This is a genomic window from Bifidobacterium sp. W8112 (assembly GCF_016101425.1).
GTDB lineage: Bacteria > Actinomycetota > Actinomycetes > Actinomycetales > Bifidobacteriaceae > Bombiscardovia > Bombiscardovia apousia.
Map to the genome: position 1 here is coordinate 88004 of NZ_JACFQN010000003.1, position 22327 is coordinate 110330.

Annotated in this window: 19 protein-coding genes, 4 tRNA genes and 1 pseudogene; 5 read left to right on the forward strand and 19 right to left on the reverse strand. The window is 63.8% G+C overall.

Annotation, left to right across the window (positions count from 1 at the left end; all coding sequences use genetic code 11):
- Positions 1 to 7 precede the first annotated feature (7 nt).
- The gene (locus H3T92_RS07495) at positions 8 to 1282 is read left to right on the forward strand and encodes an MIP/aquaporin family protein (RefSeq protein WP_198189726.1); all 1275 of its coding nucleotides are present in this window, start codon (positions 8 to 10) and stop codon (positions 1280 to 1282) included.
- Positions 1283 to 1297: 15 nt separating this feature from the next.
- On the opposite strand, the gene H3T92_RS07500 is transcribed toward H3T92_RS07495, so the two are convergent.
- From H3T92_RS07500 to H3T92_RS07580, 17 genes are all read right to left on the reverse strand, one after another.
- A complete protein-coding gene (locus tag H3T92_RS07500) occupies positions 1298 to 1645 on the reverse strand; it encodes a DUF3017 domain-containing protein (RefSeq protein ID WP_232342016.1) in 348 nt (115 codons plus the stop codon).
- A gap of 133 nt (positions 1646 to 1778) precedes the next feature.
- Positions 1779 to 3152 (reverse strand): NAD-dependent succinate-semialdehyde dehydrogenase, encoded by a 1374-nt coding sequence (locus H3T92_RS07505; protein ID WP_198189727.1) that lies wholly within the window; start codon positions 3150 to 3152, stop codon positions 1779 to 1781.
- Between the two features lie 131 nt (positions 3153 to 3283).
- Positions 3284 to 4885, reverse strand: coding sequence for a bifunctional phosphoribosylaminoimidazolecarboxamide formyltransferase/IMP cyclohydrolase (gene purH, locus H3T92_RS07510; protein WP_198189728.1), 1602 nt, complete (start codon positions 4883 to 4885; stop codon positions 3284 to 3286).
- A gap of 52 nt (positions 4886 to 4937) precedes the next feature.
- Positions 4938 to 6314, reverse strand: coding sequence for a cell division protein PerM (locus tag H3T92_RS07515; RefSeq protein WP_198189729.1), 1377 nt, complete (start codon positions 6312 to 6314; stop codon positions 4938 to 4940).
- The gene (gene sucD, locus H3T92_RS07520; RefSeq protein WP_024627740.1) at positions 6311 to 7234 is read right to left on the reverse strand and encodes a succinate--CoA ligase subunit alpha; all 924 of its coding nucleotides are present in this window, start codon (positions 7232 to 7234) and stop codon (positions 6311 to 6313) included. The genes H3T92_RS07515 and sucD overlap by 4 nt, the downstream gene beginning before the upstream one ends.
- Positions 7231 to 8445 (reverse strand): ADP-forming succinate--CoA ligase subunit beta, encoded by a 1215-nt coding sequence (gene sucC, locus H3T92_RS07525; RefSeq protein WP_198189730.1) that lies wholly within the window; start codon positions 8443 to 8445, stop codon positions 7231 to 7233. Before sucC ends, sucD begins: the two co-directional genes overlap by 4 nt.
- 22 nt (positions 8446 to 8467) lie before the next feature.
- Positions 8468 to 9052 carry an adenine phosphoribosyltransferase gene (locus H3T92_RS07530; RefSeq protein ID WP_198189731.1) on the reverse strand — a complete coding sequence of 195 codons (585 nt, stop codon included), beginning with the start codon at positions 9050 to 9052 and terminating at the stop codon, positions 8468 to 8470.
- A 107-nt stretch (positions 9053 to 9159) separates the two neighbouring features.
- Positions 9160 to 9756, reverse strand: coding sequence for a preprotein translocase subunit YajC (locus H3T92_RS07535; protein ID WP_198189732.1), 597 nt, complete (start codon positions 9754 to 9756; stop codon positions 9160 to 9162).
- 66 nt (positions 9757 to 9822) lie between these two features.
- Positions 9823 to 10899, reverse strand: a complete 1077-nt coding sequence (gene ruvB, locus H3T92_RS07540) for a Holliday junction branch migration DNA helicase RuvB (RefSeq protein ID WP_232342017.1) — start codon at positions 10897 to 10899, stop codon at positions 9823 to 9825.
- Between the two features lie 3 nt (positions 10900 to 10902).
- On the reverse strand, positions 10903 to 11514 hold the full coding sequence (gene ruvA, locus H3T92_RS07545) for a Holliday junction branch migration protein RuvA (protein ID WP_198184166.1): 612 nt from the start codon (positions 11512 to 11514) through the stop codon (positions 10903 to 10905).
- Positions 11515 to 11556: 42 nt separating this feature from the next.
- A complete protein-coding gene (gene ruvC / locus H3T92_RS07550; RefSeq protein WP_045924420.1) occupies positions 11557 to 12138 on the reverse strand; it encodes a crossover junction endodeoxyribonuclease RuvC in 582 nt (193 codons plus the stop codon).
- Between the two features lie 4 nt (positions 12139 to 12142).
- Entirely contained in the window at positions 12143 to 12898 is a 756-nt protein-coding gene (locus tag H3T92_RS07555) for a YebC/PmpR family DNA-binding transcriptional regulator (RefSeq protein ID WP_144085973.1), read from the reverse strand.
- A 61-nt stretch (positions 12899 to 12959) separates the two neighbouring features.
- Positions 12960 to 14246, reverse strand: a complete 1287-nt coding sequence (locus H3T92_RS07560; RefSeq protein WP_198189733.1) for a glycosyltransferase family 4 protein — start codon at positions 14244 to 14246, stop codon at positions 12960 to 12962.
- Entirely contained in the window at positions 14221 to 15231 is a 1011-nt protein-coding gene (locus H3T92_RS07565; RefSeq protein WP_198189734.1) for a phosphatidylinositol mannoside acyltransferase, read from the reverse strand. Before H3T92_RS07565 ends, H3T92_RS07560 begins: the two co-directional genes overlap by 26 nt.
- A gap of 4 nt (positions 15232 to 15235) precedes the next feature.
- Positions 15236 to 15910, reverse strand: coding sequence for a phosphatidylinositol phosphate synthase (pgsA, locus tag H3T92_RS07570; RefSeq protein WP_198189735.1), 675 nt, complete (start codon positions 15908 to 15910; stop codon positions 15236 to 15238).
- Positions 15911 to 15913: 3 nt separating this feature from the next.
- Positions 15914 to 17959, reverse strand: a complete 2046-nt coding sequence (gene thrS, locus H3T92_RS07575; protein WP_198189736.1) for a threonine--tRNA ligase — start codon at positions 17957 to 17959, stop codon at positions 15914 to 15916.
- Between the two features lie 76 nt (positions 17960 to 18035).
- Positions 18036 to 18866 (reverse strand): PAC2 family protein, encoded by an 831-nt coding sequence (locus tag H3T92_RS07580; RefSeq protein WP_045924425.1) that lies wholly within the window; start codon positions 18864 to 18866, stop codon positions 18036 to 18038.
- Positions 18867 to 19028: 162 nt separating this feature from the next.
- On the opposite strand from H3T92_RS07580, the gene H3T92_RS07585 reads away from it, so the two are divergent.
- The 4 genes from H3T92_RS07585 to H3T92_RS07600 all read left to right on the forward strand — a co-directional run bounded on the left by H3T92_RS07585 (position 19029) and on the right by H3T92_RS07600 (position 19398).
- Positions 19029 to 19101: transfer RNA gene (locus tag H3T92_RS07585), tRNA-Gly, on the forward strand.
- 27 nt (positions 19102 to 19128) lie between these two features.
- A tRNA-Cys gene (locus tag H3T92_RS07590) sits at positions 19129 to 19199 on the forward strand.
- Positions 19200 to 19222: 23 nt separating this feature from the next.
- Positions 19223 to 19294 (forward strand) — tRNA-Val (locus H3T92_RS07595).
- Between the two features lie 31 nt (positions 19295 to 19325).
- Positions 19326 to 19398, forward strand: a tRNA-Val gene (locus H3T92_RS07600).
- A gap of 575 nt (positions 19399 to 19973) precedes the next feature.
- On the opposite strand, the gene H3T92_RS07605 is transcribed toward H3T92_RS07600, so the two are convergent.
- Complete coding sequence (locus H3T92_RS07605) at positions 19974 to 20627, reverse strand: helix-turn-helix transcriptional regulator (RefSeq protein WP_198189737.1); 654 nt, start codon at positions 20625 to 20627, stop codon at positions 19974 to 19976.
- A 753-nt stretch (positions 20628 to 21380) separates the two neighbouring features.
- A pseudogene (locus H3T92_RS07610) lies at positions 21381 to 22327 on the reverse strand (InlB B-repeat-containing protein); the annotation flags it as partial.

Here is a 22327-nt window from a genome sequence, read left to right on the forward strand (position 1 = left end):
GGGGAACATGACTATGGAAGCAAGTGCTGAGCCGGTCCTCGAACAGGCCGACGGGCAGGTTGCCGCAAAGCCCGTCCGCAGGCGGATCAGGCCCCGTGATGTTCGTTGGATTCGTGCCGCCGCCGAGCTGGCGGGCACCTTCCTGATCTGCGCGGTCATCTACCTGTCCTACAGCTTCGGCCAGCTGGTCATGGGCCAGCCCAGTGTGGTGCTGCCGGTCCTGGGAACCGCCCTGACCTACCTGGTCGTGACGGCCATGTTGGGCGGCGTCTCCGGCGGACACTTCAACCCCGCCGTGACCGTGGCGGCCATGTTCACCTCGCAGATCAGCATGGTGGATGGTCTGATCTACATCGTCGCCCAGGTGATCGGCGCTATTGGCGCCGGTGCACTCGCCGTTGCCCTTGTGCCGGTCAGTAAGTCCGTGCCGGACAGGACCTGGCTCATGTTCTCGGTGAACGGTTTTTCCGGCGGCTCGCCCGCTGCGGCCACCCTGGGTCAGCAGCACATCGCCTTCGGGGCGCCCATGGCCATCGTGGTTGAGCTGATCGGCTGCATGATCGTAGTGGCTGCGGCCATCACCACCCTGCGCTCTGACGGACGTGCCCGCCGCAACCATGCTCTCTACACCGGGCTAGCCTATGGCGTCGGCGTGCTGGTCACCTACCCCATCACCTGCTCGGGACTGAACCCGGCTCGCTCCACCGGTATCGCCATCTTCGCCCAGTCCAAGCACATGGCCGTCAGCCCGATCTCCCAGCTCTGGCTCTTCTGGATCTGCCCGCTGCTGGCTGCCTCTCTGGTGGCCCTGGTCATCATCATGACCAGCATCATCACCGACAACATGGCCATGCGTGCCATGGGCGCTGCCACTGATGCGCAGCGTGTTGCACAGGTGGATGCAGATGCTCAGGCACAAGCACAAGCTGATGCTTTTGCCCCCGGTGCCCAGGCTCAGGTGGGCCCTGATGCTCAGGCTGAAGCCTTTGCTCCTGCCGGTGCCCAGGCTCAGGATCAATCGGCCCAGGCATCACCCGCTCCGGTTCAAACCCCTGTTGCTGATACAACTGACAAGGTCGCCCCTGCAGACACCAATGCTCAGACCGTCGATGTATCGTCTCTATCCGATTCCGATGCAGGTCAGAATACCGATGCTGGAGAGGACACTGTTGCCCCTGCTGAGGCAGGAACCATTCCTGACCTGCAGGTCGAGCCTCTTCACACTGCTTCTGAAAACGAAGACGGTGACAATCAACCCGAAGACAAGCCTACTGAAGGCTGAAAAGTCAAAAAGAGGTCACAGCATCAGCTGAATGCTGGTGTAGGTGACCAGCAGGCCAATGCCCAGGGCGATGCTGATGAAGGCATCGAAGGGCACTGACCGCACCTTCCAGGGGCTGCGTTCCTTGAGGATCAGACGCAGGGCGCCGCAAACCAGGGCCGCGACGGACACCAGTCCGGTCGCGGCCCATGTGTATCCGCAGAAGGCCACGAGCGCGGCGACAAGCACCACGAGAAAGATGATGGCCTCGCAGATAGGACGACCCTCCTGAGCCTCCGAGACGAAGGGGTGGCCTCGACCTGAAGTCTTAGGCGGTTGCGGGGGCTTGGGGTTCGGGTTTTCGGTCTTAGCCACGTCTGCCATGTTCTCCTGCCTTCCGCACATGCTCTGTCGGTTCGAGCCTACCAGTGCTGTTGACGCAAAGCGACCGTGCCGCCATCGCCCTTGGACGATGATGGCACGGTCGCTGTTTCAACAAGGAGCCGGAGCAGTCCGATCAGTTCTTGTGCTGGAAGATCAGATGCTCGTTGGCGAAGGTGTCGAAGCCCAGGCTGTAGAGCTCGCGGCCGTAGCCGGAGTTCTTGATGCCGCCGAAGGGCAGTTCAGGCATGGTCACCCATCCGCCGTTGATGAAGGTCATGCCGGTCTCGATGCGACGGGCTAGGGCATCCGCATGGTCGGTATCCGAGGAGAAGACCACACCGCCCAGGCCGTAGCTGGAGTCGTTGGCCAGTTCAATGGCCTCATCCTCGTTGGCCACCTTGTATATGGAGGCCACAGGGCCGAACATCTCCTGGTTGTAGACGGGGTTGTTACGGTCGATGTCCGTCAGAACCGTCGGGGTGAAGAAGGCCCCCGGCGAATCGTATGGCTTGTTGCCGTAGGCGACCTTGGCTCCACCGGCCACAGCGCTTTCGACCTGCTTGGCCAGGTTGTCGCGGGCGGAGACCATGCACATGGGGGCCAGCGTGGTTTCTGGGTTGCTGGGATCGCCCAGAACCGCGTGCGAGAAAGCATCGACGATGAGCGAAACGAAGTCATCGTAGCGATTCTCCGTGACGATGAAACGCTTGGAGGAGGTGCAGACCTGGCCGGCGTTCGTCAGCCTGGCGCCCGGGGCCACCTTCTTGAGCAGATCCCAGTCAGCATCATCCAGGACGATGAAGACGTCGTTGCCGCCCAGCTCCATGGAGGACTTCTTCAGGTTGGCTCCCGCCGACTTGGCTACAGAAGCGCCGCCGCGCTCCGACCCGGTCAGGGCCACGCCAGAGACGCGGGGATCGGCGATGGCACGGTCCACCTGGTCATAGTTGACAAAGAGGTTGGTCAGGCTGCCCTCGGGGGCTCCTGCTTCTTTTACGGTCTGTTCGAAGGCCACAGCCGAGCCCGGCACGTTGGAGGCGTGCTTGAGGATCATGGGGTTGCCCAGAATGAAGTTGGGGGCGAACACGCGCATGATCTGGTAGTAGGGGAAGTTCCAAGGTTCAACCATGAACACGATGCCGGTGGCCTGCTTGACGTAGTAGGCCTTGCCAGCGGGGTTGTCCAGGGGGACGGGAGCCAGCAGCTCCTCGGCGTGGTCGGCGAAGTAGTCGGCGATGTCTGCGCACAGCTCCACCTCGGCGCGGGCCTCGCCCACCAGCTTGCCCATGTCTAGGGTCAGGTTGGCTGCCAGGGTGTCCTCGTTCTGACGGAAGAGCTTGGCGACCTGACGCAGTTGTGCGGGACGGTCACCGGGGCCCTCCTGCTTGCGCCAGGTCTTGTAGAGGTCATGGCCACGGGCCAGGGCGTTCTCCAGGTCTTCATCGGTGGCATCTGGATAGGTCTTGATCAGTTGGTTGTTAAAAGGATTGACTGTCTGATAGGTCACAATATCTCCTTCGAATTATGGGTACCTAGTCAGCATCATCGCTGGTCAGTTCATTCAGCATATCACCGCATTGGACCCTGCGGTCAGAGAATTTGCCGCAGGGCGACATTTGACCGCAGGGTCCGGTTTTATCAGTGGAAGAAGTGGCGTGTCCCGGTCAGATACATGGTCAGATCGGCATCCTGGGCGGCCTTGATCACCTCTGGATCACGGATGGAGCCTCCCGGCTGCACCACGGCCCTGATGCCGGCCTGGATCAGATATTCCAGACCATCTGCGAAGGGGAAGAAGGCATCGGATGCGGCCACTGAGCCCTTGGCGCGGTTACGGCCCTCGTCCAGGGTGTTGGCCCGCTCGACTGCCAGGTGGCTGGAGTCCACCCTGTTGACCTGGCCCATGCCGATACCCACGGTGGCTCCCTGGTTGGCCAGGAGCACCGCGTTGGACTTGACCGAGCGGATGGCCCGCCAGGCGAAGGTCAGATCATCCATGGTTGCCTGGTCGGCTGGGTTGCCGGAGACCAGACGCCAGGTGGAGGGATTGTCCCCCGGGGCGTCGATCAGGTCGGGCGTCTGTACCAAGGCTCCCCCGTCGATTTGACGGATGATCGGGCGCTGACGCGGACGGCGTTGCACAGACAGGATGCGCAGGTTCTTCTTGGTCCGCAGTAGGTCCAGTGCCTCGGGCTCATAGCTTGGAGCCACAATCACCTCGGTGAAGACCGGCTTGATCTGCTGGGCCATGGTCAGGGTGACCGTGCGGTTGGCGGCGATGACCCCGCCATAGGCGCTCATGGGATCGCAGGCGTGGGCGCGGCGGTGGGCCTGGGCGATGTCCTCCCCCACGGCCAGACCGCAGGGGTTGGAGTGCTTGACCACGGCCACTGCGGGCAGGTCGGGGAAGTCCCAGACCGAGCGCCAGGCGGAATCCGCATCCACGTAGTTGTTGTAGCTCATTTCCTTGGCCCCACCCAGGTGCTCTGCAGCGGCGAAGCCATCACGATCCAACGGGTCCAGGTAGAGGGCGGCCTTCTGGTGGGGGTTCTCCCCGTAGCGCAGTTGGCTGGCCAGACGCCAGGTGCGAGTCAGCACCTGGGCTGGCTTCTGATCCTCGGCCTTGTCCTGCTTGTCGTCAACCCATGTACGTGCTGTCCACTCGGCGATGGCCGCGTCATAGGAGGCGGTCAGGGCGAAGGCTTTGGCAGCCAGACGTCCGCGTTCGGCCAGGCTGAAACCGGTGCCGGAGGCGATGCGATCAGCGGCCAGGGCATAGTCGTCAGGGTCGGTGATCACAGCCACGCTGGCATGGTTCTTGGCGGCGGCCCGGATCATGGCAGGGCCGCCGATGTCGATGCGCTCCAGGCACTGGTTAGCATCGGCGCCCTCGAGGACGGTCTGTTCGAAGGGGTAGAGGTTGACCACCACCAGGTCGAAGGGGGCTATGCCCAAGTCCTTGAGTTGCTGGACATGGTCGGGATTGGTCATGTCGGCCAGCAGCCCGGCGTGGATATGCGGATCCAGGGTTTTGACCCGGCCGTCAAGACTCTCGGGAAAACCGGTGACCTTTTCCACCGGGGTGACCTGGACGCCCAGATCCTGCAGCTTCTTTGCGGTGCTGCCGGTGGAGACGACCTCGGTGCCTGCCTGGCGGAAGGCCGATGCCAGGGCCTCAAGACCCTGCTTGTGGTAGACCGAGACCAGTGCTCGGTTGATGGTTCGATTCGTGGTGACCATGGAAACTCCTACTCCTATGCTTGAATGCCGAGGCGCCCCGCCACCTTCGGACCTACTTGCCTGGTCTGCGGGTGGACGAGACCTGTCGTGGTGTGTCTGCTCGGTCGGTTGCCTTGGACTCCTTTCTCCCCTGACCGCGTGATTGGTTGTGTTTTTCCTTGTTTTCCGCCTTGGCGGAAGTTTTCTTGGTGTCTGCCTGACGCAGATAGTCAATCAGGATGTCCTTGATGATGACCAGGGCGGCAATGACGAGTACCAACAGCCATACTCCCAGCAGGCCGACCCCCAGGGAGGTCCCGATCATGCGCAGGGAGGAGGCTATGGGTACGCCCACTCCGGCAAGTCGCTGGCGGCCCAGGGCCCCGTTGGAGAGTTGGAAAAGCAGGGCAAGACCGAGCAGGGTGACCAGCCAGGTCAGGGCCATGGCCAAGGTTACCATCAGGAAGCAGACTGCGGTATCTCGGGATTTCAGTCCCGCTTGGCGCACAGCGGCGTGAATTCTGACACCCCATGGTCCGGTGAGCAGCAGAATGCCCGCAACCACTCCGGCCAGCAGAGGCAGGTTGAGCAGCAGCAGACGAACCTCCTGCCGGGAGACCGGTTCTGGGAACAGCCCGAAGAGGGGCAGCGAGGGCAGACTTGAGGCGTGTCCGGACCAGAGGGTGAAGGTCGCCAACCCACCGATGTTGAAACCGCTTCCGAAGAGCCAGGAGGCAGCCCAGATGATCAGATTGGGCAGCCAGGCAAGGGAGGCCAGACTGGTCGTTACAGCCGAGGCGGTGCCCATACGCGTCAGTTTGAACAGACGGCCCACGTCTCCGTGATAGAGGGCGATCCATACAATCAGGGCGATCAGGCCGGCGGTCAGCATGGCGGCCAAGAGTATCGATCCGGCCGTGAGTCCAAGCCGAATGGTCCTGCGAACCTGAACAGGCACGGCCTCTTTGATTCGTTTGGTGAAAGCCTGGCGGAAGGGTTCAGAGCGGACCCAGGCCCAGCCGTAACCCAATAGGAAGACCAGGCTGGTCCGCAAAAGAATGACCGGGGTGGTGTCCACCTGGACGGTCTGGCTGCCCTGCATGAGGATGAGGCTGCACAGCACCCAAACGACCAGGCCGGCAATGCACCCACCGACGGACATGCCCAGCCGGCTGACCAGGGAGCGAATCATCCAAATCAGCAGACCGGTCAGCAGCAGGGGGATGATGGTCAGGGTCAAGGCCCCGGCCGTGAATCCACAGCCCTGGGTGAGCAGGGTGATGGTTTCTGTCAGGGCCACAGTGGCCATGGACAGTGATGGCCCGCCCTCCTCAATGGAAATGATGAGCAGGAGCAGGGCCATGCAGGCGCCGAGGGCGACAGTGTAGATAAGTATGGCTAGGAAGGCCTCTAGGGCCCCCCGGAGCCACACTTTCACCCTGTCGGTCATATGATGGCATGCTCCCGTAGCAGGTCGCGGGTCAGGCGGGCCGTCTCGCCGGGTGTGGTGCCCACCTTGATGCCGACGGACTCAAGCACTTCCTTCTTGTCGGCGGCCGTGCCCTTGCCGCCCGAGATGATGGCTCCGGCGTGGCCCATCTGCTTGCCTTCTGGGGCGGTGAAGCCGGCGATATAGGCCACGATGGGCTTGGTCATGTGGGTGGAGGCCCAGTGGGCGGCCTCCTGTTCAGCCGAGCCGCCGATTTCGCCGATCATGACGCAGGCCTTGGTCTCAGGATCGCGGTTGAAGGCTTGCAGGGCCTCCAGCATGGTGGTGCCCACGATGGGGTCGCCGCCGATGCCCAGGCAGGCGGTGAAGCCGATGGAGGACAACTCCCCCATGAGCTGATAGGTCAAGGTGCCGGACTTGGAGACCAGTCCCAGCGGGCCGCGACCGGCGATACCTTGAGGGATGATGCCCAGGTCTACGCCGACGCCGTTGGGTCGGTCGGACATGGTCATCAGTCCTGGGCAGTTGGGGCCGACGATGCGGCAACCGCGTTCCCTGGCCAGGGCCACGCAGTATGCGGTATCGGCCACGGGAATGCCCTCGGTGATGACCACAATCAGGGTGATACCGGCCTCGATGGCTTCGACCATGGCATCCTTGGCGAACCTGGGCGGGACGAAGACCACAGAGGTACGGGCTCCCGTCGCCTGACGGGCGGCTGCGCAGTCGGCGTATACCGGCACATGACGGGTCTGGCCGTCCGGGCCGTCGAAGTCGACCGTCATTCCGGCCTTGCGGGCGTTGACTCCTGCCAGGATGTTGGTGCCGGCCGCCATCATGTGGGCCGTGTGGACCATGCCCTGGTGACCGGTCATGCCCTGGACCATGACGGGGGCGCCGTCTTCAATGAAGAGGGTCATCGTCCCGTCTCCTTTCCTGCCTGGGCGGCCAGGGCCACGGCCTGGTCTGCCGCCTCCTCCATAGTGCGGGCCACCTTGAGCCGGGGCTGTTGGGCCTTGGCTAATAGGTCCAGCCCCTCGGCAGCCTCATTGCCGTCGAAGCGGACCACGATGGGCCGGTCGTCGTTCTGGTCCTGCTCACCCTCAGCATCCACGGCGGCCAGGATGCCCTGGGCCACCTGCTGGCAGGAGGTGATGCCTCCATAGACATTGACCATGACCGAACGGACCTTGGGGTCGGAGAGGACCACGTCCAGGCTGGTACGCATGACTTCAGGAGAGGCTCCGCCGCCGATGTCGAGGAAGTTCGCGGGTCCGATGGGAAGGCCCTGGCGGTGTCCTGACCCGGCCACCGCATCCAAGGAACTCATGACCAATCCTGCGCCGTTGCCGATGACGCCCACCTGACCGTTCAGATGGACATAGTGCAAGCCTGCAGCCTTGGCCTTGGCCTCCAGAGGGTCGACCTGGGCTGGGTCCGTGAACCGCTTCCAGCCGTCGTGCCGGAAGGCTGCGTTCCCGTCCAGGGAGATCTTGGCATCGAGGGCATCCAGGTGCTTGGTGGCCTCGTCGTCCGGGTCGCCCACCTTGGCCAGGGGGTTGATCTCGACCAGGGTTGCGTCACTGTCCTGGAAGGTGTGCCACATGCCCAGAAGTATCTGCGCGGCCTGCTCCAGATCGGCATGGTAGAAGCCGATGCGCTCGGCCATGGTGCGGGCGGCCTGCCTGTCGAAATCCTCCAGGGGGCCGATGTGCAGGCGCCGGACTGATTCGGGATGTTCGCGGGCGATGGTCTCCACCTCGGTGCCGCCGCTGGCCGTTGCCAGGACATCGTAGTCCCGGGAGGTGCGGTCCACTGAGATGGACAGGTAGTACTCGTGTAGGATGTTGCGGGCCTCGGTGACCAGGATCCCGCTGACTGCATGGCCGTCGATGTTCATGGGCAGGATGGCCTCGGCCAAGGCTACGGCCTGATCGTGATTCTCGGCTCGCTTGACGGCTCCGGCCTGTCCCCTATGGCCAATGGTGGCCTGGCCCTTGATCATGCAGGGGTAGCCGATGACGTCGGCTGCCTGGCCGGCCTCTTCTGCGGTTGAGGCATAGACGGCCCTGGGTTGGGAGATGCCATGTTCAGCGAGCAGCTGCCTGGCCTGGTATTCGTACAAATCCATGGTGAAGGTCCCCCAATCGTGCTCAGGCAGGCATGTTCATCAGGCAGGTGACCGGGTAGGCACCGAGGGCTTTGCGACCGTCCAGACCGTTGAGCTCCATGACGAAGCTGAAACCAGCCACCTGGCCCCCGGCCTGCTCCACCAGACGTGCTGCTGCCTGGGCGGAACCGCCGGTGGCGATCAGGTCGTCGACAATCAGGACCCGCTGGCCAGGGCGCAGGGAGCCCTGCTCGATTTCGATGCGGGCGTTGCCGTATTCGAGGGCATACTCCTGGCTGTAGGTGGGCTCGGGAAGCTTGCCGGCCTTGCGCATGGGCAGGAAGCCCTTGCCCAGATCGGTGGCCAGCTGGGGGCCGATCAGAAAGCCGCGTGCCTCAAGCCCGGCCACCAGGTCGAAGTCCTCCGGCTTAACGGGCAGGGTGCGCTTCATGGCGTCGAGGATGATGGCCAACCCTCTGGGATCCGACATGGCGGGGATGAAGTCCCTGAAAAGGATCCCCTTCTTGGGAAAGTCCGGAATGGTACGGATCAATGAGATCAGATAAGCGGCGTCTTCATCGCCCACCTGCTTAAGTTCTCCAACCTTGATATCGTCCGATTGAGCCATGATCTTCTTTCTGTTTTGCTCCTTGGAAGTGGTTGCGGGGCCATCATACGCGCGCCGCGTTTCCGTTCGGAGTCAGCCTGACGGGAGGTGTGGCGCGCGTATGAGGTTTAGGACTTGGCAGAAGTCGAATCCGAAGTCTTGGAAGCCTTGGCAGCCTTGGACGCATCCGATTCGTCAGTGTCATCGGACTTCTCCGCAGTCTTTTCCTTGTCCGATTCGTCTTCAGGCTCCGGCTGGGTATCCGACTTAGCCTCGGCATCATCCTTGCCTTCTGAGGCGGCAGAGTTTTGGGCGGCAGCATCATCGGCGGCGGTTTCCTCACCGTCGGCATTGTCGCTGGCTTTGTCGTCTTCTTCAGCGGCGGTGACCTCAGCGGGCGCATCCGCGTCCTCGGGCAGGGGGTTGCCGTTTTCGTCAACCTCGTCATCGTGGATGTAGGCCGGGACGATGGGCGGCTTGGTGATGGCCTGGATGCGCCAGCGGGACTGCGAACCCTCGGAGTCGATGACCACCTGTTCCTTCTCCAGATCCACGGAGACGACCTTGCCCAGAAGGCCTGTGGTGGTGGCTACCTCGTCACCGGGCTGCAGGGACTGGCGGAAGTCCTGGACCGCGGCCTGCTGCTGTTTGCTCTTGCGGGAGCTTCCCCACATCATGGCGATCATCAGGGCGATGATGACGATCATGAAAATCATGGATCCCATGGCTGTTTCCACTCCTTGTTTCGGCGGGTATCAAACGGCGATATGCATTGCTGCGAAGACCCCAGTCTAGAACAGCTTCATGACATCCTCGGGCGGTTTGCGGCCCAGGTGCTCCCAGGCCTTGGTGGTGGCCACACGCCCCTTCGGGGTGCGTACCAGGAAGCCCTCGCGCACCAGATAGGGCTCACAGACCGTCTCGACCGTCTCGGCCTCCTCGCCCACCATGGCGGCCAGGTTGTTCAGGCCCACGGGACCGCCGTCGAAACTGTTGACGATGGCCTTGAGGACGGCCAGATCCAGACGGTCCAGCCCTTCGGAGTCGATCTGGTAGAGGGACAGGGCCTGCTTGACATCGTCAGGGCCGACCTGGTCAAGATCGTGGACTATGGCCCAGTCGCGCACCCGGCGCAGGAGGCGGTTGGCGATCCTGGGCGTGCCGCGGGAGCGCAGGGCCAGCTGATGGGCGGCGTCATCCTGCAGGACGATGCCCAGGACCTTGGCCGACCGCTCGACCAGCTTCTCCAGCTCCTCCTCCGGGTAGAAGTCCAGGTGGGCGGTGAAGCCGAACCGGGCCCGCAGGGGCGAGGGCAGCATGCCTTCGCGGGTGGTGGCGCCTATGACCGTGAACCTGGGCAGGGTCAGCGGAATGGAGGATGCGCCTGGGCCCTTGCCCACCATGACATCCACCCGGAAATCCTCCATGGCGATGTAGAGGAGCTCCTCGGCGGCCCTGGGCAGACGGTGGATCTCGTCGATGAAGAGCACCTCGCCGGCCTCCAGTGAGCTCAGGATGGAGGCCAGATCGCCGGCATGCTGGACGGCCGGGCCCGAAGTGACCCGGATGGGCACCTCCAGCTCGTGGGCGACGATCATGGCCAGGGTGGTCTTGCCCAGGCCTGGGGGGCCTGCCAGCAGGATGTGATCCGGGGCCACGTCACGCTTTTTGGCGGCTTTCAGGAAGAGTCCCAGCTGGGCCTTGAGCCGGGGCTGACCGATGAACCCTTCCAGGGTTTCCGGACGCAGCTCCTCGTCGCTGACCGGCTCGCCTTCGATGGGTCGGGCCGAGACCATCCGCAGGGATTCCTCCTGGGCGTCGCCATTCTGGGAGTCGATGTACCCCGTAGACATCTGCTTGTCAGCCATGGGTCAGCGCCCCCTGTCCAGCCGGGTCAGGGCCTGCTTGAGGACCTTGGGAATGTCGGCCGACTGCAGGGGCAGGGAGTAGCCGCCCTCGCTGCAGGTCTGCTCCACGGCCTGCTCGGCATCACGCTGTAGCCAACCCAGGGAGATCAGCCCCTCCACCACCTGATGGGCGCCATCGTCGGTCTGGGCGGGTCCCTGCCTGCCTGTGCCGGCATCCAGATCCAGCTTGCCGGAGAGTTCGAGGATGATCTTCTGAGCGCCCTTCTTGCCTAGGCCAGGCGCCCGGGACAGGGCCGCAGCATCGCCGTCGGCCACGGCCTGGGCCAGCTGGTCCGAGTTCAGGGTGGCGAGGATGGACAGGGCCACGCGGGGCCCGATGCCGCTGACCTTCTGCAGCTGGGCGAAGAGGGATTTGGAGGTGCGGCTGAGGAATCCGTAGAGGGTCAGCGCGTCCTGGGTCAGGGAGAGGGCCGTGTAGACAGTGACCGTGGATTCGGCCCGCATGGAGGCCAGGTCCGACTGGGGCATGCGCACCTCGAACCCCACCCCCGAAACATCGATGACGGCGGAGCCCGTTTCGATGGCGGCCACCCGCCCGGTCAGCATTGCCAGCACTTGATCACCCCTCGATGAAATCGAACGTCTGTTCGAATCAGCTTACATGTCTCGCTGGACTCCCCGATGCTTGCCGTACTTGGCGGAGGCCTGTGCCCACTGCCGTTGGGCCTGGGTCAGATGCTCCTCGCGCTCCCCGCCCTGGATGGCGCCGGCGGGCCTTAGGGCGTGGCAGATGGCCTGGGCCAGAGCGTCGGCAGCATCGGCGGGCTTGGGCAGCTGGTTGAGCCCCAAGATGCGGGCCACCATCCGCTGCACCTGGATCTTGTCGGCCTGCCCGTTGCCGGTCACGGCCATCTTGGCCTCTGTAGGGGTGTGCAGGGCCACGGGGATCCCCCGCTGCGCCGCCCCCAGCATGGCCAGCCCCGCCGCCTGGGCGGTTCCCAGCACGGTGTTGTGATTGGACTGGGCAAAGACCCGCTCGATGGACACCACGTCAGGGCTGAAACGGTCCAGGGCGGCCGTCAGCCCCTGGTAGATGGCCAGCAGCCGCAGGTCCTGGCTCTGTTCGGGGTCTGAGCGCACGACGTCCACATGAACAAAGGAAAGCCGGCGCGATGCACCGGCTTCAATGACGCCGACGCCGCATCGGGTGAGCCCCGGGTCGACGCCGAGAACGATCATAGGGTCACTCGTCGTCCAACTGGGCCATGACCTCGTCGGGGGCGGTCCAGTTGCTGTAGATCTCCTGCACGTCGTCCAGGTCGTCCAGGTTGTCGATCAGCTTGGAGACCTTGCGGGCGGAGTCCAGGTCCAGGGTGACCTCGCTCTTGGGGTTGAGGACCAGATCGGCGGAGTCGTAGTCCATGCCCGCGTCCTGCAGGGCCTTGCGGACGGTGACCATGTCGCCGGGGGCAGTCAGCACGGTGTAGCTCTCGCCGTTGTCCTGCACGTCCTCAGCACCGGCCTCGGCGGCCTTCTCGAAGACCGTGTCGTAGTCCAGGCCCTCCGAGGGGACGATGATCTGGCCCTTGCGCTCGAAGTTGAAGCTGACCGACCCGTTCTGGGCCAGGGAGCCGCCGCCCTTGGTCAGGGTGGAACGGACCTCGGCGGCCGCGCGGTTGCGGTTGTCGGTCAGGCATTCGATGATGATGCCCACGCCGGCGGGAGCGTAGCCCTCGTAGACGATGGTCTCGTAGTTGGCCGCTCCGGCCTCCTCGCCCGAGCCGCGCTTGACGGCCCTGGTGATGTTGTCTGCGGGCACGGAGGACTTCTTGGCCTTGACGATGGCGTCGTAGAGGGTGGGGTTGCCGTCGGGGTCACCGCCGCCGGTGCGGGCGGCGATCTCGATGTTCTTGATCAGCTTGGCGAAGAGCTTGCCACGCTTGGCGTCGATGGCTGCTTTCTTGTGCTTGGTGGTCGCCCACTTCGAATGCCCTGACATATGTCTCCTGACGGTACGAATGCGTAAACGAATGGAATTCTAGTTCCGCTCTTCGACAATTTTACGGGTTTTCAGGCCCTTTCGTGGGGGCTTCATCGCAAGGAGAACCAGCCTTCCGGCCCACCAGCCTGCCCAGCAGGCCACGGCGATGATCGGGCCTGGCTGCCAGGGCCCGGGCATAGACATCCAGAACCTGGTCGGTGACCCGCTCCCAGTCGTAGTCGCTGGCCCGACGCATTCCGCACGAGGCCAGGTCCAGGCGGGCAGGTCGGTCGTCCAGCAGGCCCAGGACCGCCCGGGCGCAGTCCTCGGGGTCTCCGTTGGAGAACAGGCGTGCGCTGCGCCCGTTCTGGGAGACATCCTCGAAGGCGGGCAGGTCCGAGGCCACCACCGGGCAGCCTGCCGCCATGGCCTCGACCAGCACGATGCCAAAGCTCTCTCCCCCGGTCTGCGGAGCCACATACAGGCCAAGGCTGTGGTAGAAGGAGGCCTTGTCCTCGTCGCTTATCCGGCCCAGGAAGGTGAAGTGCCGGGCCAGTCCGGGATCGACGGCTTCGAGTATTTCCCGGGCCTCCGTTTGGCCGTCACCTGCACACAGGAAGCGGGCTCCGGGCACGCGCTGCAGGATGGCAGGTGCGGCCTGGGCCAGAATCCTGAACCCCTTGCGCTCCTCCTTCATCCGTCCCAGGAATCCGATGGTGGGCTCCCGCTCGCTCCCCTGCCATTCCGGGCGCGGCCGGGCATTGCGCAGGGCTCTGGTCTCGATGCCGTTGGGGATGATCTGGCTGGGTATGCCCGGCTCCAGCAGGTTCCGGGCGTTCTGCATGGCCGAGGGGCTGACGAAGATGGCCTGGCTGATGTTGGCCAGGTATCGGCGCAGGTAGCGCCGGGTCAGCCTCAGGGCCAGCGGGGTCGTATCGAAGGCCGCATGGAAGGTGGCCACATAGGGGCAGGGAATGAATCCGGGCCGCAGGGGCTTGTGGCTCAGGGAGGGCACCTCGGGCTCGTGCAGGTGCAGGATGTCGAAGTGGCCCTGCCTGACCCACTGCCGGGTCTTGTGGCCGGCCACGCCGAAGTAGCTCAGGTTGGCCACGGATCCGTTGTAGGGAATGGAGAAGGAGGAGCCGGTGGTATGCACCCAGAGGGGCATGTCCTGGGTGCGCCGGCCCGGGGCCAGAACCTGCACCTGGTGGCCGCGCTCCATAAGATGCCTGGCGAAGTCGCGGATGTGCAGTTGGACGCCCCCCGGGGTCTCGAAGGAGTAGGGCGAGATGATCCCCACCCGCAGAGGCGCCTTGATGGCGGCCCGCTCCGGCTCCCGCTCAGGCCTTTGTTCGGGTGCCTTCATGCCCGTCACCTCCCTTGTTCTCGGATGCCTGGGCCAGGATGAAGTCCGGCAGGTCGTGCATCCGGGAAAGATCCAGATCCTCGAGGAAAATCGGCTGGAGCATGTGCCAGTCCTCGGGATGCTCGCGAATGCCCTGGGCCCACTGGTCCACCCAGGCCTGGGTCAGGTCGTTGATGGCCTGCTCCCGGGGCATGTCCAGGTAGGGCTCGATGGGGATGGGCCCGTCCACCTGGCAGACATAGCCGTAGGGGGCCTTGGCCTGCCGACGGCGCTCCCCCGTCAGCCTTTCCCTGTGCATGTTCACGGTATACAGGGGCAGATGGGCATCCAAGGCGATGACGGCAGGTCCGGCAGCCACGCGAATCCAGGAGTCGAAGGCCTTGACGAAGACGCCTCGGCGGCTCAGATCACGGTCGGCCAGCAGGGGCACCACCTGGTCAGGCTTCCGCAGCAGGGTCGTCAGACGGCCGGTGATGTCCGGCTCACCGGTCAGCAGGATGTTCATGCCCAGGCGGCGACGGATGTCCGCAAAGGTGTTGAGCATGCCCTGGTTTCGCAGCCGCTCGGCCACCGTGGTGACCTGGCCGACCGTGGAGCAGGCCCAGAAGCCCGCGTAGTCCCAGTTGCCCTGGTGGCCCATGCCGATGGGCAGGGATCGCAGGCCGATGTCGCTCTTGGCTGGATCCGGGTAGGCGCTGCCGCCGCCGTGTATGCGCGCCAGCAGCTGCTCCTTGGTGCGGGCTCCCACGGTCAGGGCCTCGACGAAGTAGACGAAGTAGGAGCGCATGCCCTGGCGTGAGGTGCGCCGCAGGCTGCGACGGTCGGCCTCCGGCATGACATGGGCCAGGTTGCGCTCCAGCTGTCTGACGCCGCCTATCCGGAACAGCCAGCAGAGGTCGGCCGCTGCCAGGAAGAGGCCGCGCAGCAGCCCCTCGGGCACCAGACGCGCGTGCTGCGCCAGAAAGATGAGCAGTCGGTCCGGCATAGGCTCACTCGTGGTTGGGATTGGCGGGCTGCGGGTTGCGGCCCATGTCCTTGGCGACGTGGCTGATCCGCTGCCAGACGGTGACGATGCCCAGCAGAGCCAGCAGGACCAGGAAGCAGCTGAGCACGGCCAAGGGCAGCCCGGCACCGGTCAGGGCCATGCCCACCAGGATGATGACCAGCCGGTCCGACCTGGTGGCGATGCCGTTCTTGGCCTCGAAGCCCTCGGCCTCGGCGCGGGCCCGGGCGTAGGAGGTGACGAAGGAGGTCATGATGGCGAAAAGGGCTGCAGCCATGCCCACCTGGGCCCAGATGTCGGGACCCTGATGGCTGCCATCGGCCACCCAGGCCAGCTCGTGGCGGCGCAAGAAGATGATGACCCCGGCCAGGACGGCCCAGTCGGCTATCCGGTCAAGGGTGGAGTCCAGGAAGCCCCCGAACTGGGTGCCACCGCCGGTCAGCGCGGCCACGGACCCATCCAGGGAGTCGAAGGCCACCAGGATGGCCAGGACGATGGCCCCGGGCAGGAGCCAGCCGGTGAACCCGGTCGCGATGGCGACCAGGGTGGTGCCTACGGCTCCGCTGATGGTGACACCGTTGGCGCTCACGCCCAGACGAACCAGGCCGCGGGCGATGGGGGCGATGATGCGCTTCCAGGGGCGTCGTAGATGCTCGAACATCGGTCAGTCCTGACTGCAGGAGGTGTTCGCTCGGAAGTCGTCCGCCGAGTTGATCTGGGCACGGACCTTGATGGCCTCGTTGATCCAGCCGCGGGCCTGCTCCACGGGCACCCCGTTGAGCTGGCTGCCGTCGCGGAAGCGGAAGGAGACCGCGTTCTTGGAGGCATCCTCCTCGCCGGCGATCAGGATGAAGGGGGCCTTGGACTTGGCCGCGTTGCGGATCTTCTTGCCGAAGCGGTCGTCGGAGCGGTCGATCTCGCAGCGGACCATGTCGTCGCGCAGCTGGTCCAGCAGGTGCTCCAGGTGGGGGGCGAACTCGTCGGCCACGGGCACGGCCTGCACCTGGACGGGGGCCAGCCAGGCCGGGAAGGCGCCGGCGTAGTGCTCCAGCAGGATGGCGAAGAAGCGCTCGATGGAGCCGAAGAGGGCCCGGTGGATCATGACCGGCCGCTGGTGGGAGCCGTCGGCGGCGATGTACTCCAGCTGGAAGCGCTCGGGCAGGTTGAAGTCCAGCTGAATGGTGGAGACCTGCCAGGTGCGCCCGATGGCGTCCCGGGCCTGCACGGAGATCTTGGGCCCGTAGAAAGCGGCGCCCTCGGGGTCGTCGACCAGTTCCAGCCCGGAGTCCTTGGCCACCTCGGCCAGGGTGTCGGTGGCCTCCTCCCAGACCTCGTCGGAACCGACGAACTTGTTGGGATCCTTGGTGGACAGCTCCAGGTAGAAGTCGTTGAGGCCGAAGTCCTTCAAGACCTTGAGCACGAACTGGAGCAGGTTGGTCAGCTCCCCCTTCATCTGGTCCCGGGTGCAGTAGATGTGGGAGTCGTCCTGGGTCAGGCCGCGCACGCGGGTCAGGCCGTGGACCTCGCCGGACTTCTCGTAGCGGTAGACGGTGCCGAACTCGAACAGCCGCAGGGGCAGCTCCTTGTAGGAGCGCTGGCGAGACTTGAAGATCAGGTTGTGCATGGGGCAGTTCATGGGCTTCAGGTAGTAGTCGAAGCCCTGGCGGGTGACCTTGCCGTTGGCGTCCTTCTCCTCATCCAGGTGCATGGGCGGGTACATGCCGTCCTTGTACCACTGCAGGTGGCCCGAGATCTCGTAGAGGTGACCCTTGGTGATGTGGGGGGTCTGCACGAAGGAGTAGCCGTTGCGCCGGTGCATCTGCCGGGAGTAGTCCTCCATGGCGTTGATGACGGCCGCGCCCTTGGGGTGGAAGACGGGCAGGCCGGGCCCGATCTCGTCCGGGAAGGAGAAGAGGTCCATCTCGGCGCCCAGCTTGCGGTGGTCGCGGCGGGCGGCCTCCTCCAGACGGGCGGTGTAGGCCTTCATGTCGTCCTTGTTGGCCCAGGCGGTGCCGTAGATGCGCTGGAGCATGGGGTTCTTCTCGTCCCCGCGCCAGTAGGCGGCGGCCGTGCGCATGAGCTTGAAGGAGCGGATGTAGCGGGTGTTGGGCAGGTGGGGGCCCCGGCAGAGGTCCTTCCAGACCGTGTTGCCCTCGCGATCCAGGTTGTCGTACATGGTCAGCTCGCCGCCGGTGGCCACCTCGGTGGCCTCCTCGCTGTTGATCTCGGCCTCCTTGGCCCCGATCAGCTCCAGCTTGTAGGGCTGGTCGGCCTCCTCCTTGCGGGCCTCCTCCTCGGTGACCACGCGCCGACGGAAGCTCTGGGAGGACTTGATGATCCGCTTCATCCGCTGTTCGATCTGCTTGAGGTCGTCGGGGGTGAAGGGCTTGTCCACGTCGAAGTCGTAGTAGAAGCCGTCCTTGATGACCGGGCCGATGCCCAGCTTGGCGTCCGGGCGGATCTCCTGGACGGCCTGAGCCATGACGTGGGTGGCCGAGTGTCGCATGATGGCCAGCCCCTGGTCGCTCTCCAGGGTGATGGGCTCGACCTTGTCGCCCTCGTGCAGGGGTGTGTAGAGGTCGCGCGGCTGCCCGTTGAGGTCGACGGCGATGATGTCCTTGTCGTCAGCAAAAAGCTGGACGCCAGTCTGATCGGCCGCCACCTCCTTCCGTTCGCCCTTGACGATGATGGAGATGCTCGACTGTGTCATGAATGCCGTCCTTGCTATCGGAGCCCGCGTTACAGGGTGCAGGCTGGACATGGTTATCGAGCCACAGCCTAGGTCGTCACTCAGACAAGGAGGGGCCTTTGTTGCCCATGGAGCGCAGGTAATCCTCGGCTTCCCGGACCAGCTCTTCGGCGGCCGGCTCGTCCACCTGGGCCTGGTCCACATCCATCTCCAGACGGTGGACGTAGTTGGCCAGGTCGTCGTTGCAGCGCAGCAGCATGCCGGCCTGGGCCTTCCACTCGGCGGCCTTGCGGGGCAGCTCCCCCTCGTCAAGGTGGACGCCAAGCATGGCCGAGAGCCTTTGCAGCAGCTGCAGGGTGCCCTGGGCGCACTCGTCGCTGCCCAGATACTGGGGCACGGAGACCCAGATGGACTCGGTGCTGTAGCCGTCCTGGGTGGCCAGGGCATCCAGGACGGTGGGGATGCCTATGGGGCCGGAATGGCCGTCGGTGTCGGTCTTGGGCTGGTCGCCGGCCAGGTCGTCGATGGGCAGGGGCCTGGTGTGGGGGCAGTCGGCGAACATGGCACCCAGGGTGATGATGGCCTCCGCCTCGTCGTCTTCGGCCCAGTGGATGCTGCGCCGGCAGAAGTCGCTCCAGTGGTAGTTGGGCTCCGGGCCCATCTCCAGCAGGAGGGTGTGGGTGTCATCAATCCGCACCCGGTAGATCTTGGCAGAGGGCCAGATGATCCGCCGCCGACCCTGCACATGGCAGAGCATGGGCCGTGACATCTGGTAGTCGTAGAACCCGTCGCCCGGAATGCTGCCGATCTCGTGGGACTCGTAGACGTTCAACAGGTGGCGGATGACGTTGGTCGAGGCTGAGCACGCATCGTTCCAGCCATCGAAGGCGGCCACCATGGTGCAGTGCTGCCTGGCTTCTTCACTCATACCTCTCACCCTACCGGTAGGAAGCCTTGTATTGCGCGGCTTTGCCATCAGCGGAGGGTGGCTCTATGACGCGGCGACACGCGCTTTTTGCCAAGTGCGGAGGTCTACGCTACAGTAGTGCAACGTGCTTCGGCAGTCACCACCACGGTGAAAGTTGAATGTGCGGGCATAGCTTAGTTGGTAAAGCGCGACCTTGCCAAGGTCGAGACCGCGGGTCCGAGTCCCGTTGCCCGCTCGAGGTTTCGAGCAGTTTAACCAATACGGTGGGTTAGCCAAGCGGTTAGGCAGCGGCCTGCAAAGCCGTATAGACGAGTTCGACTCTCGTACCCACCTCTCTCTCGAAACGAGAATGACCCGGGCGGTTGGCGCAGAGGTAGCGCACTTCCCTGACACGGAAGGGGTCACTGGTTCGAATCCAGTATCGCCCACGAGGATCACTTCGGTGGTCTTTCCCAATCCGGGCGATTGGCGCAGCGGCTAGCGCACTTCGTTCACACCGAAGGGGTCGCAGGTTCGATTCCTGCATCGCCCACCTGGATTTTTTCCCTTCTCCCCTATCTTTCATTCAGGGACAGTTCTCAGTCTGCGATTGGCAGCCAACCCACCTGCTGAATTATCCCTGATTCCCCTAGCAGGAATTTAGGTAATAAATTATTGTTACCAATCCAACTGAGGTTTGCTGTTCAGGCTCACTTACTGTGGTCGTATCCGCTCAATTGCGCACTGTCTGGCGCCTGCAATGCCGGTTGTCATGGCGGATAGCGAACGGAGTGTTGAGCATGTCCGGGACCTTGTGATAATTTGCTCTTAGCAACAGGTCGGGGGACCTGCCAGAAACGGGAGTACCTGATGCATCCTTGAAGAGGTGATAGCATGAAGAAAGGCCTAGGCCAATGAGGGCACGTAACTAGCCTGGCTGATTCTGCAATGCATCACAGCTTGAGGAAACTGTGGTCTCCTTGTTTTTACCTATGAAATACTTGCGTGGTCTGTCTGTGTGACCACGTTCCGGTTGTCGCCAGTGGCGGCGGCCGTGCTGTAAAGCTCCTCCGGCGGCACAGAAATATACCCCCCTCTCCTGCCGCCGGAGGTTTTACTTTTTAGGCCCTATTTGAGGGCCTGCAGGTACCGGTAGAGGGTGGGGATCGAAATCTTGAGCTCGGGAGCGACGATGCCCACCGCGCCCTTGATGAGGAAGATGCCCCGGTCCTTGATGTTGCGGATGATGTCCAGCCTGTCCTGCTTGGTCAGCTTGTCCATGGGGATGTTGAACTGGCGGACCTCATCCCTGGTGATCCTACGGATGTTCTCCGCAGGCTCCTCACTCATGTGGCTGCGCGAGGTCTCCGTGGAGATCTGCACATCGTCGGAGTCGATCGAGGACAGGGTCTGCAGCACATGGGCGGCCTGTTGCAGCTCCGTGATGTTGATGCTGATGCAGAGCAGCCCAATGACGGTCTGCTCCTGGTTGCGGATCAGGTAGGAGGAGACGCGGAACTCGTGCTTGTTCAGGCGGCGCCCACGGTAGTCGGAGACGAAGTCGGCCCCGTCCTGGTCGGCCCGTATGGCCAGTTGGAGCGTCTGGTCCGTAATCCCGTCGCCCAGGGAGCGTCCGGAGAGCTGGCCGTTGCGGATGAAGACGATGGAATTCTCCGGGCGGGTGATGTCATGCACCACAATCTCGGCCATGGGACCGAAGGAATCGGCTATGAATTCTGCCAGGGGAAATACCTCTTCAAGGTTGTCTACTGTGAAATGCATGGCTGATCCTCAACATCCTAACAGGGCGGCTTGTAGCCACCGGTTGGTGCTGCGGGAAGCGAAAGGTATTGGATGGCGTGATATGGTCCATCACCTCCATACCAGCCAATCGGCCTCCTCTACTCCCGTATATTAGACCTTCTTTTGCGCACTTCTGTCCGTTGCATACGGCCTATCGAGGCCGCAGGAGAGCCGAAGTGCCGAAGGGAATTTCATGGTAACGCACGAAGGCGGCTGAATCTTGCTTTTCGCAAACCCGGCCAGTCGTAACGGACGCAGCGTTGTAGCGAAGCCGCTTCCCACCTATCCTGCAGGACGGGATGAGAGCGGACACCTGGTAATCAAGGGGAACCGAGTGATTCAGAAGCTGAGGATAAGTGCCTGTAGCGCGCCTAGGACAAAGTGCATGAACAATGTGAGTCTGGTCACGTATTTTGAGATCGGTTGGATTTAAAGGCCACTTGCCAAAGAAATTGAACAAGTTGATACGACACATGTCTGAATGGATAAACAGCGGCCGGGCTGAGTGCTGCAAGCTTCATATATCGGCCTGTCTGTGTTTCTCTGTTCCTCTCCATTTTTCAGAATCTGGGCGTGCATGCCTGTCCTCGGCTGCTGCCTGCGGAAGTGTGGTGGGGGCGCGGGAGGGAAGTGTCGGGCTCTCTTGGGGTTGAGCCTTTAAGTGGCACTTGTCCTGCCTGCTCCCCCTTGATGGGCCGGGGGCTGGGGGATTGATACGCCGCCCGGCCGCTCTTACTCGTGCGAAGCGTGAACCAGTCGGCGTGTTTCCTGCCGGTGGCGGCGTGAGGCCAGGACCCCGCCCATGCCGGTCATGCCGGTGGCCAGGGCGAGCAGGATGCCTTCCCCGCCTGCCTTGGGGAGCATGCCTGCGGGCAGGTACGTGTATCGGAGGGAAGTGTCGGGCGTTTGGGGTGCGCCGCCCAGCGTGTAGTCGACGCTGACGGTGACCGTGCCCGGCTGGTGTGCGGGCGTGGTCACGGTGACACTATTGCTGTCGCCGCGCGTCAGGCCTGATACGGGGGTCTGGTCGAACCTGACGCCGGTGATCACCAGAGCCAGGTTGAACGACACCGGCACAGGAACCGACTTGCTGTCTGTGCTGTTGTCGCCGAGCTGGCCATAGGTGTTGTATCCCCATGCCCAGGCGTTCCCGTCGCTGCCCACGGCCAGCGAATCATGGTATCCGCCGCTGACTTGTACGGCTTGCAATCCTTTGCTCGCGTCCCCGGGGCTGGCGGGGTCGCGCACGCGCGCAGGAACAGACGAAGAGCTGTAGCTGTTGTTGCCGAGCTGGCCATAGCCGTTGTATCCCCAGGCGTAGGCGTTGCCGTCGCTGCCCAGGGCCAGGGAATGAGCGCCTCCGGCGCTGACCTGCAGGTAGGTGAAGTCCGCTGGCAGGTCCGGGTAGGTCTTCCGGTCGGGCGTTTTCACCCTGACCGGCGTGTACCGGCTGCTGCCTGTCCCGTCGCCGAGCTGGCCATAGTAGTTCCATCCCCAGGCGTAGGCGTTGCCGTCGCTGCCCAGGGCCAGGGAATGATCGCCTCCGGCGCTGACCTGCAGGTAGGTGAAGTCCGCTGGCAGGTCCGGGTAGGTTTTGCGGTCGGGCGTCTTCACCCTGACCGGCGCATACCGTGTGGTGGTTGTCCCGTCGCCGAGCCGGCCATTGCCGTTTAATCCCC